5 protein-coding genes, 1 tRNA gene and 2 rRNA genes (1 of these 8 only partly in view) are annotated in these 16,916 nt (G+C 61.8%); 4 read left to right on the top strand and 4 right to left on the bottom strand.

Translation table 11 applies throughout. The features are described from left to right. The 4 genes from SJ05684_RS14330 to SJ05684_RS14310 form a co-directional block, all read left to right on the top strand. Positions 1-1,749, top strand: a 23S ribosomal RNA gene (locus SJ05684_RS14330); it begins 1,051 nt to the left of the window's first position. A gap of 241 nt (positions 1,750-1,990) precedes the next feature. Next, a 5S ribosomal RNA gene (gene rrf, locus SJ05684_RS14325) occupies positions 1,991-2,105 on the top strand. A 123-nt stretch (positions 2,106-2,228) separates the two neighbouring features. After that, positions 2,229-2,305, top strand: a tRNA-Met gene (locus SJ05684_RS14320). 643 nt (positions 2,306-2,948) lie between these two features. Beyond that, positions 2,949-10,256, top strand: coding sequence for a hypothetical protein (locus SJ05684_RS14310; RefSeq protein WP_034855957.1), 7,308 nt, complete (start codon positions 2,949-2,951; stop codon positions 10,254-10,256). Here the strand turns inward: SJ05684_RS14310 and glf are convergent. The 4 genes from glf to SJ05684_RS14290 form a co-directional block, all read right to left on the bottom strand. After that, positions 10,253-11,449 (bottom strand): UDP-galactopyranose mutase, encoded by a 1,197-nt coding sequence (glf, locus tag SJ05684_RS14305; RefSeq protein WP_050980058.1) that lies wholly within the window; start codon positions 11,447-11,449, stop codon positions 10,253-10,255. The genes SJ05684_RS14310 and glf overlap by 4 nt on opposite strands. Continuing rightward, positions 11,446-13,500, bottom strand: coding sequence for an O-linked N-acetylglucosamine transferase, SPINDLY family protein (locus SJ05684_RS14300; RefSeq protein WP_034855955.1), 2,055 nt, complete (start codon positions 13,498-13,500; stop codon positions 11,446-11,448). Before SJ05684_RS14300 ends, glf begins: the two co-directional genes overlap by 4 nt. Before the next feature lie 129 nt (positions 13,501-13,629). Beyond that, on the bottom strand, positions 13,630-16,191 hold the full coding sequence (locus SJ05684_RS14295; protein WP_034855948.1) for a GcvT family protein: 2,562 nt from the start codon (positions 16,189-16,191) through the stop codon (positions 13,630-13,632). A gap of 364 nt (positions 16,192-16,555) precedes the next feature. After that, a complete protein-coding gene (locus tag SJ05684_RS14290; protein ID WP_034855945.1) occupies positions 16,556-16,840 on the bottom strand; it encodes a GIY-YIG nuclease family protein in 285 nt (94 codons plus the stop codon). Between the last annotated feature and the right edge of the window lie 76 nt (positions 16,841-16,916).

The following is a 16,916-nucleotide window of genomic DNA, read 5'->3' as shown; positions in this document are numbered from 1 at the left end:
TGGCTAAGTGGGAAAGGATGTGAGGATCCCAAAACAACCAGGATGTTGGCTTAGAAGCAGCCATCATTTAAAGAAAGCGTAACAGCTCACTGGTCTAAACAAGGGTCTTTGCGCCGAAAATGTAACGGGGCTGAAGCCATGCACCGAAGCTGAGGATTTGATCGCAAGATCAAGTGGTAGCGGAGCGTTCCGTAAGCCTGTGAAGGGATACCCGTGAGGGGTCCTGGAGGTATCGGAAGTGCGAATGTTGACATGAGTAACGATAAAGAGGGTGAGAGACCCTCTCGCCGAAAGACCAAGGGTTCCTGCTTAAAGTTAATCTGAGCAGGGTTAGCCGGCCCCTAAGACGAGGCGGACACGCGTAGTCGATGGGAACCACGTTAATATTCGTGGGCCTGGTGGTAGTGACGGATCGCTTAACTTGTCCGGACTTAATGGATTGTCCGGGCTTGGACGCGGTCCCAGGAAATAGCTCCACCGTATAGACCGTACCCGAAACCGACACAGGTGGTCAGGTAGAGTATACCAAGGCGCTTGAGAGAACTGCGTTGAAGGAACTCGGCAAATTGCACGCGTAACTTCGGAAGAAGCGTGACCCCATTATGGGCAACCATGATGGGGTGGCACAGACCAGGGGGTAGCGACTGTTTATCAAAAACACAGGGCTCTGCGAAGTCGCAAGACGACGTATAGGGTCTGACGCCTGCCCGGTGCTGGAAGGTTAAGAGGAGGGGTGCAAGCTCTGAATCGAAGCCCCAGTAAACGGCGGCCGTAACTATAACGGTCCTAAGGTAGCGAAATTCCTTGTCGGGTAAGTTCCGACCTGCACGAATGGCGTAACGACTTCCCCGCTGTCTCCAACGCAGACTCAGTGAAATTGAATTCCCCGTGAAGATGCGGGGTTCCTGCGGTCAGACGGAAAGACCCCGTGCACCTTTACTATAGCTTTACACTGGCATTCGTGTCGGCATGTGTAGGATAGGTGGTAGGCTTTGAAGCAGGGACGCCAGTTCCTGTGGAGCCGTCCTTGAAATACCACCCTTATCGTCATGGATGTCTAACCGCGGTCCGTCATCCGGATCCGGGACAGTGTATGGTGGGTAGTTTGACTGGGGCGGTCGCCTCCGAAAGAGTAACGGAGGCGCGCGATGGTGGGCTCAGAGCGGTCGGAAATCGCTCGTCGAGTGCAATGGCATAAGCCCGCCTGACTGCGAGACTGACAAGTCGAGCAGAGACGAAAGTCGGTCATAGTGATCCGGTGGTCCCGCGTGGAAGGGCCATCGCTCAACGGATAAAAGGTACGCCGGGGATAACAGGCTGATGACCCCCAAGAGTCCATATCGACGGGGTTGTTTGGCACCTCGATGTCGGCTCATCGCATCCTGGGGCTGGAGCAGGTCCCAAGGGTTTGGCTGTTCGCCAATTAAAGCGGTACGTGAGCTGGGTTCAGAACGTCGTGAGACAGTTCGGTCCCTATCTGCCGTGGGTGTAGGAATATTGACAGGATCTGTCCCTAGTACGAGAGGACCGGGATGGACATATCTCTGGTGGACCTGTTGTCCTGCCAAGGGCATAGCAGGGTAGCTATATATGGAAGGGATAACCGCTGAAGGCATCTAAGCGGGAAACCCACCTGAAAACGAGTATTCCCTTGAGAACCGTGGAAGACGACCACGTTGATAGGCCGGGTGTGGAAGTGCGGCAACGCATGAAGCTTACCGGTACTAATCGTTCGATCGGCTTGATCGTTCTTGTTGCCTATGCTCATCAAACGAAGTTTGATGATGCTATCTTCTGTCCTCACGCGGTCGCGATCCAAAGATCGCTACGCTGCGGACGGCGCCCCGGACGTCCGGCGGCTCGGCTTTGCCGGCTGCTGGAGTGATCCGGATAAGACGCAAAGACGTGTTCAAAAAAACGAAGCAACAGCTTCACCAGCTTCTCAAATCAGTTTGCTCCCCTCCGGGGAGCAAAGCTTGCGCTTTGCCGACCTGGTGGTTCTGGCGGGGTGGCTGCACCCGTTCCCATTCCGAACACGGCCGTGAAACGCCCCAGCGCCGATGGTACTTCGTCTCAAGACGCGGGAGAGTAGGTCGCTGCCAGGTCTGCAAAGCGCAAGATAAACGCCGCTCCCCTTCGAGGCCAAGCCGAGAAGGAAGAAGCCAGCGGCAAAAAAACATCTTCTCACACACACGCCAAAAACGGCGAACAAACAACTCGAAAAATAACGCGGGGTGGAGCAGCCCGGTAGCTCGTCAGGCTCATAACCTGAAGGCCGCAGGTTCAAATCCTGCCCCCGCAACCAAATCATAACAACAGCCTTCCAAATCCCCGTCCAAACAACGGGGATTTTTGCGTTTCGGGACCAAGGGTCGGGGACCAAGCCCGCCATTCAAGGACGGGCGATCCGCTTCCGCTGACGGGCAGTGCCTCACCGCGTGCCGAGGACCGAAAATCCCGAACAGTTTCCCCCAAAGCACTCCGCCTCAAAGACCGACACCGGCTCCAAGCAGTCTCATGGACGCACGGCGCTGCAAGCGCTTCGCTATCGGCACGAGACCTGTCGCGCCGGTCACGCGGCACTACAGCGCCGCGCGTCTTTCTAGACGCGCAAAGGTCGCTGTAACTCTTTGAATCTGCGCATCGACCTTTCCGAAAATCGGTTCCGATTTTCGGGCCGATGCGCCAGCCCGTCCTGGATGCGCCTGCATTCGCCAGCCTTCCACATCGGTGTCCGCAGGCCTGAGAGAGAATATTTCCGCAGGCGGCTTCCAAGCGTTCGATATCAGGTTCGGGCAAGTCAGTTCTCTTAAAGGTGGTGAGTCCGCACGACCGGTCGTGATCAGAACGGCTGGCAGGCGTGGGCAGCGCCAGCCGATGGCCGGAAACACGTGGGTTTCCGGAGCGACAGGCGGCAAACAGGATTGGAACCTCAAGGGTTTGCACGCATGAGCTCGACCATTTCGTCCCTGAGCACCAGCCAGATCAGAGCGCTCTCGACTGCCGCCGTTGCTGCCTGGACCACGGAAGATGTGGCGTCGCTTTCCACGAAACAGATCAGCGTGCTTTCATCGGCGCAGATCGCGGCTCTGGATACGGAGGATGTCGATGTCCTCAGCAGCCAGCAACTCGGCGCCATCTCACGGAGCGCCATCGTTGGGCTGACGCTGGATCAACTCGCGGTGCTCGACAAATACGACGTCGAAAGCCTGGGCACGAACCAGATCGTGGGGCTGACGGCAGCGCAGATCAGCGGCCTCACGACGGTCCAGGCGGAAGCCCTGCAGTCGTCCCAGGTCGGCGTGCTTAGCGCATTGCAGCTCTCGGCGCTTAGCACCGAGGATCTGGCGACCTTCTCGACCGCCGACATCGCGTCGATCGGCGGGAAAGCTGTATCCGGCCTTGCCACCGACGTCATCACGTCGCTTTCGACCGAGCAGATCGCCGCCCTGAGCACCAGCGCTGTCGCGGGGCTTACGACGGCACAGATCGCGGCCTTGTCGACCGCCCAGGTCGAGGCACTATCGACCTTCCAGGTCAGCGTGCTGAGCTCGAGGCAGATTGCGGTGCTCGGTACGGATGACGTCGCGACATTCTCCACCGGCGATATTGCAGCGATCAGCAACAAGGCCATTGGGTGGCTTTCCACTGACGCTGTCGCAACGCTTTCCACGGGTCAACTTGCGGCCCTGAGCACGAGCGCGGTCGCAAGCCTGACGGTCAAACAGATCGGCGTTCTGTCCACCGGGCAAGCTTCGGCACTGTCCATCGGGCAGGTCAGGTCGTTGAGCTCGGCGCAGGTCGCCGCCCTGGGCGCGGACAACATCGCGGTCCTGTCCACGGATCAGATCGAGGCCCTGAGCACGACGGGAGTCACAGGTCTGACGACCGCGCAGATCGATGCGCTGTCGACCGGCCAGGCAGAGGCACTGACCGCCTTGCAGGTGAAGGCGTTGAGCTCGAGACAGCTTTCGGCCTTCGGAACAGACGATATCGGGGTGTTTTCGACCCTCGATATCGCTGCGATCACCAATAGAGCGATAGCTGGCCTCTCCACGGCTGCGACCGCGGCGCTCACCGCCGATCAGGTTGCGGCCCTCAACACGACAGCCGTCTCAGGCCTGACGACGGCGCAGATCGCTGCTCTGTCGACGGGCCAAGCCGAGGCACTGTCTGTTGCACAGGTGAAGGTGCTGAGTTCGAGGCAGCTTGCGGCACTCGGGACCGACGATGTCGCGGCATTCTCCACCGCCGACATCGCAGCGATCACCAACAAGGCCGTGGCGGGCCTGACCACGGACGCGATTGCGGCGCTTTCCACCGATCAGGTTGCCGCTTTGACCACCAGTGCGATCGCAAGCTTGACGGCCGCACAGATCGGCGCCTTGTCGACCGCCCAGACCGTGGCGCTGACCGTCAGGACATTGAGCGCGGCGCAAGTGGCGGCCCTGAGCACGGCAAATGTCGCGGTCCTGACCACGAACCAGATCGGCGCTCTCACCACCAAGGGTATCGCAGGCCTGACGACGGCGCAAATCGCCGCCCTGTCGACCGGCCAGGTCGAAGCGCTCGCAGCGTCGCAGGTAAAGGCGCTCAGTTCGAAACAGCTTGCGGCGCTAGGGACGGACGATATCGCAATATTCTCGACCGCCGATATCGCGGCGGTCAGCGATAAGGCAGTAGCGGGCCTGACCACCGGCGCGATCGCGGCGCTTTCGACCGATCAGGTCGGCGCCTTGAGCACGAGCGCGGTTGCCGGCCTGACCACCACCCAGATCGGTGTCTTCTCCACTCTCCAGGCTGCGGCTCTGTCCACGGCACAAATCAGGACGTTGAGCTCGACTCAGGCCGCCGCCTTCAGCACGGACAATATCGGCGCCCTTTCCACGGACCAGGTCGCCGCCCTGAGCGTGAAAGGCGTCGCCGGCTTGACTACGGAACAGGTCGAAGCCTTGTCCACCCTCCAGCTCGAATCCCTGTCTTCCACACAGGTCGGCGCCCTCAGTTCCGTGCAGCTCGCGGTGCTGGAGGCGGACGATATAGTAGCCTTCTCCACCGCGGATATCGCGGCGATCGGCTCAAACGCCATAGCGGGCCTTACTACCGAGACCATCGCCGCCCTTTCCACGGACCAGATTGCCGCCCTCAGCCCGAAGGGTATCGCTGGCCTGGGCACGGATCAGGTCGAGGCCTTGTCCACGGCCCAGATCGAAGCCTTCTCTTCTCTGCAGACCGGTGTTCTGAGCTCCGCCCAGCTGTCGGCGCTGGGCGCTGACGATGTCGCAACGTTCTCGACCGCGGATATCGCGGCGATCGGCTCCAGTGCCATATCGGGCCTTTCCACCGAAACCATAGCGGCGCTTTCCACGGACAAGATCGCGGCTCTGAGCACAGCCGGCATCAGGGGCCTGAGCACCGATCAGATCGATGCGCTGAGTACCGGCCAGATTGCCGCCTTGGGAACGAAGCAGGTATCGGTGCTCAGTTCCGCGCAGATCGGAGCGCTCGGAACGGACAATGTCGCGGCCTTGTCCTCCGAACAGATCGTCGCCCTGAGCACGGCTGGCATCGGTGGGCTCGACAGCGATCAGATCGCCGCCCTCGGCACCGACCAGATTGCCTCTCTGAGCACGAACCAGATTGCGGCGCTGAGTTCGACACAGGTTGCGGCCCTCGGCACGACCAATATTGCAGTCCTGTCGACCGACCAGATCGCCGCCCTGAAGACGGCCGGCATTGCCGGCCTTTCCACCAGGCAGATCGTTGCGCTGGGGACGGACCAGGTCGAAGCCTTCACCTCAACCCAGGTCGCCGCGCTCAGCTCTGCGCAGCTTGCGGTACTGGAAGCGGACGACCTGGCAACATTCTCGACCAGGGACGTGGCAGCGATCAACTCGAGCGCCATTTCGGGCTTGACCACGACTCTCCTGGCATCGCTTTCGACCGGCCAGATTGCCGCATTGAGCACGGCTGGGATAGCCGGACTTACCACCAAACAGCTCGTTGCGCTCAGCACTGCGCAGATGGAGGCTTTGACCACGGGCCAGGTTGGTGCGCTCACTTCTACGCAACTCGCGGTCCTCGGAGCGGACGACCTAGCAACCTTCTCGACGAAGGAGATTGCCGCGATCGGCTCGAGTGCCATTTCCGGTTTGACGACAGCCGTCGTCGCGGCGCTCTCGACCGACCAGATCGCCGCCCTGAGCACGGCCGCTATTGCCGGGCTTTCCACCAAACAGATCGAGGCGGTAACCACCGGTCAGGTCGCGGCTCTCACTACCAAGCAGGTGGCGGCACTGACTTCGTCGCAAGTCACGGCCTTGGGCACCGACGATATCGCGTCGCTTACGACCAGTCAGATTACCGCCCTGGGCATCGTCGGTATCGCCGGACTGTCCACCAAACAGATCGTTGCCCTGAGCACGGAGCAGGCCGGGGCCCTGACCACCGTACAGGTCGGCGGTCTGAGCTCCGCGCAGCTCGCGGTATTGGGTGCCGACGACATGGCAGCCTTTTCGACCAAGGACATTGCGGCGATCGGTTCGGATGCCATTTCGGGGCTGAATACGGCCGTCGTGTCAGCGCTCTCGACGGACCAGATTGCCGCCCTGAGCACGGCCGGCATTGCAGGTCTTTCCACGGTCCAGATTGCCGCCTTGACGACCGATCAGATTGCAGTCCTGAATACTTCGCAAATTGCTGCTTTGACTTCGGCGCAAGTGAGCGCGCTCGGTACGGGTGATCTAGCGGCCCTCTCGACGGATCAGATTGTCGCCCTGAGCCTGGCTGGCCTTGCGGGCCTTTCCACAGATCAGATCGTTGCCCTGAGCAGCGTCCAAGTCGAGGCCCTGACCCCGACCCAGGTCGCCGCGCTCAGCTCTGCGCAGCTCGCGGTCCTTGAAGCGGACGACATCGCAACCTTCTCGCTCAAGGATATTGCGGCCATCGGATCGGGCGCCATAGCGGGGCTGACCACAGCGGTCGTGGCCGCTCTCTCGACGGACCAGATCGACGCGCTGAGCGCGGACGCCATCGCGGGCCTTTCCACCAGGCAGATCGCTGCCCTGAGCACCGGCCAGGCCGAGGCCCTGACCAGCGTCCAGGTCGGCGCGCTCAGCGCCGCACAGCTGGCGGCCATCGGCACCGATGACATAGCCGTCTTCTCCACCAACGACATCGCGGCGATCGGCGCCGGCGCCGTTTCCGGCCTTTCCACGGCCGTCGCGGCGGCCCTTTCGACCGATCAGGTCGCCGCCTTAAGCACGGCGGCCATTGCGGGGCTGACCACGAAGCAGATCGCTGCCTTGAGCACCGATCAGCTGGCAGCCTTGACCGCCGCCCAGATCAGTGCCCTCGGTTCCGTCTCGTCGCTTGGCACCGACGACATAGCGGCTCTCACGACTGACCAGATCGCCACCTTGAGCACCGCGGCGATATCAGGCTTGACGACCACGCAGATCGCCGCGATGGGCAATGCCCAGATCGAGGCCCTCACAACCACTCAGATCGGCGCTCTCAGCTCCAAGCAAATCGCCGTCCTGAGCACGGACGACATCGCGACCTTTTCGACCGCCGAGATCGCGGCAATCAGTTGGAGTGCCGTGGCCGGACTGTCGACGGATACGATCGCCGCCCTCTCGGCGGATCAGATCGGCGCCTTCAGCTCGGCGGCCATTGCCGGCCTCTCCGGCAGCCAGATCGATGCGCTGACCAGCGCGCAGATCCAGGCCTTGTCGACGAGCCAGGTCGCCGCTTTAAGCCCGAAGCAGGTCACTGCACTTGGCACCGACGGCGTGGCGGCTCTCTCGACCGCACAGATCGCCATCCTCAGCACGGCGGGCATAGCGGGATTGAGCGCGACGCAGATCGTTGCCTTGAGCAGTGACCAGATCGAGGCCTTGACCACCCTTCAGGTGGGCGCACTGACCTCGACCCAGATCGCTGCCCTCGGCACGGACGATCTGGAGGCCTTCTCGACAGCCGAGATCGCGGCGCTCAGTTCGAGTGCCGTCGCGGGCCTGTCCACGGACACGATCACAGCCCTCTCGACCGAGACGATCGCAGCACTGAGTATGTCGGGCATTACCGGCCTATCGACCGGCCAGGTCGCTGCTTTGACGACGGACCAGATAGAAGCCCTGTCGACGAGGCAGGCCAGCGCCCTTGGCTCCAAGCAGGTCACAGCTTTGGGCACCGACGGTATTGCCGCCCTGTCGACGAGCCAGATTGCCGCCCTCGCTACAACTGGAATCAAGGGTCTTTCCACCGACCAGATCGTTGCCATGAGCGCCGATCAGATCGAGGCTCTGACCTCTGTCCAGGTGGCAATGTTGAGCTCGATCCAGATTGCGGCTTTGGGCGCGGACGATCTGGAGGCCTTCTCGACCGCAGACATGGCGGCGATCAGCTCCAGCGCCATACCGGGCCTGTCCACGGATACGATTGCTGCGCTATCGACCGAGCAGATCGCTGCCTTGAGCGTGGCCGGAATCGCGGGCCTCTCCACCGACCAGATCGCCGCCTTGACCACCGGCCAGGTCGAGGCCTTGACCGCGGCCCAGCTCGGCGCACTCGGCTCGAAGCAGATTGCGGCCCTAGGCACGGACGATCTGGCAGCCCTTTCGTCAAGCCAGATAGCAGCCTTGGGGACGGCGGGAATTGCCGGTCTTTCCACCGGCCAGGTCGCTGCCCTCAGCGTCGATCAGGTCGAGGCCTTGACCTCTCTGCAGGTGGCGGCGCTGACCTCGACGCAGATTGCCGCGCTGGGGTTGGACGATCTGGAGGTGTTCTCGACCGCCGACATCGCGGCGATCGGTTCGACTGCCATATCGGGCCTGTCGACGAGCACGATCGCAGCACTGTCGACCGAGCAGATCGCCGCTTTGGGCACAGCCGGCGTCGCGGGTCTTTCCACCGGTCAGATCGCGGCCTTGAGCACCGACCAGATCGAGGCCTTGACCCCTCGTCAGGTGGCAGCGCTGAGTTCGAAGCAGATTGCTGCGCTCGATAACGACGACCTGGAGACGTTCTCGACCGCCGATATTGCGGCTATCAGCGCAAGCGCCATAACGGGCCTGTCGACGAGCACGATCGCCGCGCTTTCGACCGAGCAGATTGCAGCCTTGGGCACGGCCGGCGTTTCGGGCCTTTCCACCGGTCAGATCGCGGCCTTGAGCACCGACCAGACCGAGGTCCTGACCGCGGCCCAGATTGCCGCTCTCGGTTCCAATCAGGTGGCGGTTCTCGGGACCGACGACATAGCGGCCCTCTCGACGAACCAGATTGCGGCCTTGAGCACGAACGGTATCGCGGGCCTGACCAGCGTTCAGGTCGCAGCGCTCAGCGCCGAGCAGATCGATGCGCTTTCCATCGGCCAGATCGGTGCCTTGACTGCGGAGGGGCTTGCCGGACTCTCCGCAGACGATCTCGCCAGCTTCTCGGCCGAGGAACTGGCGGCGATCAGTTCGGAAGGCATTTCAGGATTGTCCACCGACTTCATCGCTGGGCTTTCCACTGCGGAAGTTGCGGCCTTGGGCACGGCCGCCATTGCCGGGCTGAGCAGCACCCAGGTGGCGGCGCTGAGCGCGGAGCAGATTGGCGCACTCGCCACCAGTCAGATTGCCGCCTTGAGTTCGGCTGGGCTCGCAGGTCTGTCCACGGAGGACCTGGAAACCTTCTCGACGGCCGAACTCGCGGCGATCAGCTCGTCTGCGATAAAGGGGCTGTCCACGAATTTCGTCGCGGCGCTCGCCACTGACGAGATCGCCGCCTTGACGACGAGCCAGATTGCTTCGCTGAGCTACAACCAAGTGGCGGCGATGAGCACCGACCAGGTCGCGGCCCTGTCCACGGCGCAGATCGCCGCCCTGAATGCGATACAGGCCGCAGCACTCGGTGCGGACGACATCGCCCAGTTCTCCACCGATGATATCGTCGCCCTGAACACGAGCGCCGTATCCGGATTGGGCACCACGGTCATCGCTACCCTGACGACGGCACAGGCCGAGGCCTTGACGTCCGGACAGGTCAGCGCTCTGACGTCGGCGCAGGTCGCGGCGTTAACCACCGAGGATCTGGCCACCTTCTCGACGGAAGATGTCAGATCCTTCAGTTCGACCGGCGTCGCGGGGCTTTCAACGGAAGACATATCAAACCTGACCAGCGCCCAACTCAATGCTTTGATGGAGTCGCAGATGGGGTCCCTGAACTCGGATCAGATCGCTGCCGTCATCGAGGCTTATCTGGCTCTTGGCTAGGTCGATTCAAGGAGACATGCAGCAGCAAGTTTCAGGGATGATGCTTGGCGCTCTGGGTCAGGCGCGCGCGCTGCGTGGCCGGACAGGAAGAGCCGGGCGGCGTCCAGCGCCTCGCGTATGGTCACGTCCATGTCGAGATAGCGGTATGTTCCGAGTCGGCCGACAAAGGTGACAGAAGTTTCCTCAGCGGCGCGCGCGAGATATTGCCCAAGCTGTGCCTTATCCTCGACGAGCCGGATCGGATAATAGGGGACGTCATCCGGGCCGCAGGGACGGGAATATTCGCGGTAGCAGACCGAGCCGGAATGCTCTTCCCATGGCGAAAAATGCTTGTGCTCGGTAACGCGCGTATAGGGGATCGCAGCATCCCCGTAGTTCATGACGGCGCAACCCTGGTAGTCGCCCTCATAGGTGAAGCGCTCGAAATCCAGCGTGCGATATCCCAGGCGCCCATATTGATAGCCGAAGTAGCCGTCGAGCGGGCCGGAATAGAATGTATGCGCGAAGTCCCCGTTCAAGTCGCGGTGAAAGCGCGTTCGGAGATGGACCGTGATGTTCGGGTGAGCGAGAATTCGTCCGACCATTTCGGTATAGCCGTTTTCCGGCATGCCCTGATAGGTGTGAAAGAAGTAGTTGTCATCGTAGTTGAAGCGCACCGGAAGCCGCTTCAGGATGGAAGCCGGCAGCTCGGTCGGAGAGCAGCCCCATTGCTTCTCGGTATATCCCTTGAAGAATGCCTCGTAGAGTTCGTTGCCGATGAAGCGCAGCGCCTGTTCCTCGAAGGTCTTCGGATCTTCGATGGTCTTGTCGGACAGTTCTTCGATGAAAGCGCGCGCCTCGTCCGGCCTTAAAGCCTTGCCGAAGAACTGGTTGATCGTGTGCAGATTGATGGGCAGGGAATAGACTTGGCCGTTGCTTGTCGTCTTGACGCGGTTCTTGTAGGGCATGAACCGCTCGAAGCGGTTCACATAGTCCCAGACTTCGCGGTCATCCGTGTGAAAGATATGCGGCCCATAGACATGGACCATCACCCCGGTTTCCTCGTCACGCTCGGTGTGGCAATTGCCGGCGATGTGGTTGCGCGCATCGAAGACTTCGATCTCGTGCCCCGCTTCGGCGAGTTCGCGTCCGATTACCGCACCCGAAAGACCGGCACCGACCACTGCGATTTTCCCGGTCCTGATCCTGTTCATGTCTTCGGCGCAGCCTCTGCCGTCCAGACGCGGTTGTCGGGGGCAATCGGAGCATATTCGTTCCAGGCCACCAGCTTCTCCAGGTAGCGCTGCCGATAGGTCTGATCGTCCAAAAATGCGATATTGCCCTCCACGCTTTCGGCTCCGATCTCGTAATAGAGATCGAGATTGCGCAGGTCCGGCACCGGTGTTTCACCGCGTTCACATTCGGCCTGCATCTGCCAGAACAGTTCCTCGAGCCTGCGGGCAAGGGCCGGAATGTCGCGAAGCACGCTCGTTTCGCGTCTGGCCTGCAGGGTCTCCCGGATCTTGGCGAGCTCCGCCGGCGCCTTCGCAAAGGCAATGGCCTTTTCGACATAGTGTTCGGGACCGCTGCAAATCAGTTCCGGAATGCCGGCGGCGGCAACGATACTGTGGCAGAAGCGTGCCGCGAAGCTCTTGCCCGGGAATGTGAGGACGGGCAGTCCCATGGTCAGCGCGTCGGCCGCCGTCGAGTGGGCGCCGTAGGGGAAGGTGTCGAGGAAGAGATCGGCGAGAGCGATTCGCGCGAGATGCCGTGCATTCGGCGCCTTGGGCGCAAAGATCAGTCTCTCTGGCGCGACGCCGGCCTTCTCGGACGCCTGGCGCAGGCGCTGATCCACGGCGTCGCCTCCGGTGAGCAGCCAGAGCACGCTGCCGGGCGCCGCGTTCAGGATCGCCATCCAATGGGCGAAGGTGGGCTCGGTGATCTTCTGCATGCCGTTGAAGCAGGCAAAGACGAAGACGTCCTCAGGCAGCCCCGCTTCCGCCCGTGACGGCTTGTCCGCGATCGCCCGCTTGCGGTCGACGGGCTGGCTGCACGGAATGCGCAGCACTTTTTCCGAGTAATAGATCTCGTTCTCAGGCGGAACGATGCGCTCGTCCGCGATCATGTATTGATGGAACGGGCTTCCCATGGAGCCCGGATAGCCGCAGAAATTGACGATGACCGGCGCCGGACGGTAGGCGAAGATTTTCGTTCTCGCATGCTTGGTATAGCCGTTGACATCGACGAGGATGTCGATGTCGTCGGCGGCGATCTCCCTTGCCGCGTCCGCGTCGCTGAGCGCGGCGATGTCGCGCCAGCAGTCGACGGCGTCCTTCATCCGCATCTGCGTCGCGTCGTTCGAAACCGGATCGCCGCAATAATAGGCATAGATCTCGACGCTCTTCTTGTCGTGCAGTTCCAGCACTTCCCTCAGCGCGAAGCCGACCGCATGGTCGCGCAGATCCGAGGAAACATAGCCGACGCGAAGGCGCTCGCCGGTTCCCGTTTTCCGCTTCGGCATCTTGCGGGAGAAGCCGGTCACGTCGGGGCGTCCGACAAAGGACTGGTTGTAGCGATAGGCCTTGGCGAGCTGGAACAGCGGATCGTCGGAATAGCAGCCAAGCGCCAGCGGCGACATGGCGTCGAGAAGCTGCCGCATGGAAGCATGCTCCGACGGAACCAGGATCGGCCATTTGCATTGGCGCTGCCTGAGAGCGCTCCAGTGCTGGCCGGCCTCGGTCTTGTCCGGCCGCAACTCGATTGCCTGCCACAGGGCGGTCTCCGCCTCTTCCAGCAGGCCCGCATTTTCCATGACGCGGCCAATGTGCTGAAGCGCCATCAGGCGATGCGCGACCTTCTCGGCCGTGCTCTCCGCGGTTATCTCGACCAGGCTGCGCCATTGCTGAATGGCCTGCATGGCGAGCCCGCTGTCTTCGAAGGCGCGACCAAGATTGATATGGGCCTGGGCGAAGCGGGGATCGATTTTCAGGCAGGCCCTGAGGGCGTGGATCGACCCCGCTATGTCACCGAGCTGGCGCAGCGTGACGGAATAGTTGAAATAGACGAGATGCAGGAAGGGATGGGCCTCGTTGAAGGCGAGCCAGACCTTGTAGATCTCGGCCGCTTCGCTCCTCTTTCCGGCGCCGCTGCGCGCTTCTGCAAGCTGGAACAACTCCGTCAAAGACAGGCGCTGGGCGCGCGCAAGGTCCAGTATTCCCGGGAGGGGCGGAACTGGACCGGATGCATCATCGGTTGCTATGGACATGCCAAGAATTGGCGGCCTGACAGCCGGCGTTGCAACTCTTCCCAGTGGATTTCCACCGGATAATTTAACGTCAACGCCGCGCGTCTTCGCAGACGCGCGGCGTTGAGCTGTAAGGAACCGCAGAGACGATCAGGTCCGGGGCTTCAGGTTTTCCGGGTCGTAGAGCGGCTTGTAACCGACGCCGACCACCTCCACCGGATAGGTCTCGGCGAAATACTCGATATTCAGCTTGCGACCTTCCTGGCAATAGGCCCAGGGCAGGTAGGCAAGCGCGATGTTCTTGCCGATCGTCGGGCCAAAGGCGATGGAGGTGGTGTAGGAGCGGCGGCCGAGTTCGTCGATCAGCACTTCGCCGGTCTCCGGGTCCATGACCGGCAGGTTGCCGACCGGGTAGCGCTTCACGCCGTTTCTGTCGGTGTTCTCCGTCATGACGAGCGTGCAGAGCATGGCGGGCTGGTGCTCGCGCGCCTTGTACTCCAGATGCTTCGCCTTGCCGCGGAAGTCCGCTTCCTTGACCTTCGGACGGGCAAGGTCGGCCTCGATGAGGTTGTACTGGGTGAGAAGATCCGCGTTCTGCAGGCGCAGGCTCTTTTCCATGCGGCGCGAGTTCGCATAGGTTTCGACGCCGAAGGCCATGACGCCGGTGGCGCGCAGCGCATCCCAGACGGCCAGGCCGTCCTCGTACTTCATGTGCAGTTCCCAGCCCTGTTCGCCGACATAGGAGATGCGGAAGGCGGAGACCGGCTTGCCGGCGATCTCGATCTGCTTGATCGCGGCGAAGGGGAAGTTCTCAACATCGAGGCCGGCCGGATCGGCAACCACCTTCTTCAGCGTCTCGCGGGCATTGGGGCCCCAGATACCGATGGTGATGAACTTCTCCGAAACGTCCGTGATGGTGACGTCGAGGCCGCGGTCTTCCGCAACGCGGCGCATGTAGTGGAAGTCGCGCGGGCCGGCATCGGCGCCGTTCACGAGACGGCAGCGGTCGGCCATGCGGAAGACGGTGAAGTCGGCCCGCACCATGCCCTCGTCATCGAGGAAGTGGGTGTAGATACCCTTGCCGATATTGCCGTCTCCACCGATCTTGGCGGCGCAGAGCCACTCGAGAAGATCGACATGGTCCGGACCTTCGATGTCGACCATGTGGAAGTGCGAGAGGTTGACGATGCCGCAATCCTCGCTCATCGCCAGATGTTCGGCGTTGGAAACGCGCCAGAAATGGCGGCTGTCCCACTCGTTCTCGCGCACCGGAACGCGGTCGCCGTATTTCTCCAGGAGGTGCTCGTTGGCGGCATAGCCGTGCGCGCGCTCCCAGCCGCCGAGTTCCATGAAGTAGCCGCCGAGTTCCTTCTCGCGCTCGTAGAAGGGCGAACGCTTGACGTTACGGCTGCTCGCGTAGGGCTCGCGCGTATGCACGGCCGGGAAGTAGATCTTCTGCGCCGCCTCGAAGCAGCGCTCTTCGATGAACTTCTCTTCGAGCTGGTGCGGATAGAAGCGGGCGTAGTCGATCGAGGAATGGTCGATCTCGGTGCGCCCGTCCGTCATCCAGTCGGCGATCAGCTTGCCGTAGCCCGGGCCGTCCTTCACCCAGATGGCGACGCAGTACCAGAGGCCGCGCACCTTCTGGCTCTCGCCGCAGGAGGGGCCGCCGGCGGCCGATACCTGCAGCAGGCCGTTGAAGGAGTGGCCCTCGTTATAGCCAAGCTCGCCGAGGATCGGCGTCAGTTCCATGGCGCGCTCGAGCGGCTCGATGATCTGCTCCATCTCGAGGTCGCGCTGCGAGGGCGACAGGCGTGCCTCGTGCTTTTCGAGAATGTCGCGCGGATGGCAGAGGCGCGGATTGGTGGCCTCGTAATAGCCCCACTCGATCTGCCCGCCTTCGGTGGTCTTCGGGTCGCCGGTGTCGCGCATATAGGCCGAGTTGCCCTGGTCGCGCAGCAGCGGGAAGCCGATTTCCTTGCCGGTGCCCTCGAACTCGTTGTACGGGCCGAAGAAGGTGAGCGGATGGTCGACCGGCATGACCGGCAGGTCTTCGCCGACCATTTCGGCAATCAGACGGCCCCAGATGCCGGCGCAGACGACGACATGGTCGGCCATGATCGTGCCGCGATGCGTGACGACGCCCTTGATGCGGCCGTTCTCGACGAGGAGCGAAGTCGCCGGCGTATTGCCGAAGACCTTAAGCTTGCCGGACTTTTCCGCCGCATCGACCAGCTTGCCGGCGACCGTCTGCGAGCGCGGGATGACGAGGCCGGCATCCGGATCGAACATGCCGCCCATGACCTGATCTTCCTCGATCAGCGGGAACATCTTCTTGATTTCGGCCGGCGAGACATAGTGCGCGCGGGTGCCGAAGGCCTTGGCGGAGGAAAGCTTGCGCTTGATCTCTTCCATCCAGGCGTCGTCGCCGGTGCGGGCGACTTCCAGGCCGCCGATGCGGGCGTAGTGGCCCATCTTCTCGAAGAAGTCGATCGAATACTGCGTCGTCCAGACCGAAAGAAAGTCGTGGCTCGTCGTGTAGCAGAAGTCCGAGGCATGTGCCGTGGAGCCGATATCGGTGGGAATGCCGGACTTGTCGATGCCGACGATATCGTCCCATCCACGCTCGATCAGGTGATGGGCGATCGATGCGCCGACGATGCCACCCAGACCTACGATTACGACCTTCGCCTTTTGTGGAAACTCTGCCATGGAATGCGACCCTAGTTGGTGTTTGGCGGGATATTAGAGCGTGCAACGACGCGATTTGAGCCTGTCTACGACATTCTCATCCTGCTGCACGACCAGTGACCCGGAGGCTACGTGGGTCGTAAGCCACAGGGAAGCGACTGGTGACTCTCACGAGACGCGGACGCTGGTGCTGGCGCTGGTACATGGATCCTCGGGTCAATCCTCGGGTTTAACCCGAGGACGACCGAGGAAGGGGCAAGCTGGAGGATGGCGGACTGAGAAGAGCCGCCAAGCCAAGAAGCGACTGCCAGGCAAGATAGCGAGATAGATCGCACCGTTACCCATGGCCTCATCCTCGGGCTTGACCCGAGGATCCACGCACAAGCTACCAGAGCTCGAAATAGAGGTCCCGCCAGTCTGGATTCATTGTTTCGATTAGCTCGATCTTCCATTGTCGGTACCATCGTTTGAGCGATTTCTCGCGCTGGATGGCGGTACCGATCTGGAGATGTTCTTCATACCAGACGAGCCGGTTGCATCCGTATTTCGACGCGAAGCCGGGCGTCAGTCCTTCCCGATGCTCAAAAATGCGGCGCTCAAGGTTCGACGTGACGCCGATGTAGAGCGTTCCTCTCTTCTGATTCGTGACGATGTACACATATCCGGCCATGCGAGCGATGGTGCTTGTGCATGGATCCCCGGGTCAAGCCCGAGGATGACGGGAGAGGGGGCAAGCCCGAGGATGA

Origin of the sequence: Sinorhizobium sojae CCBAU 05684 (genome assembly GCF_002288525.1) — a bacterium.
In the GTDB taxonomy this organism is placed as follows: domain Bacteria; phylum Pseudomonadota; class Alphaproteobacteria; order Rhizobiales; family Rhizobiaceae; genus Sinorhizobium; species Sinorhizobium sojae.
The sequence above is the reverse complement of the archived record's forward strand: the minus strand, read 5'-3'. Positions and strand labels throughout refer to the sequence as shown.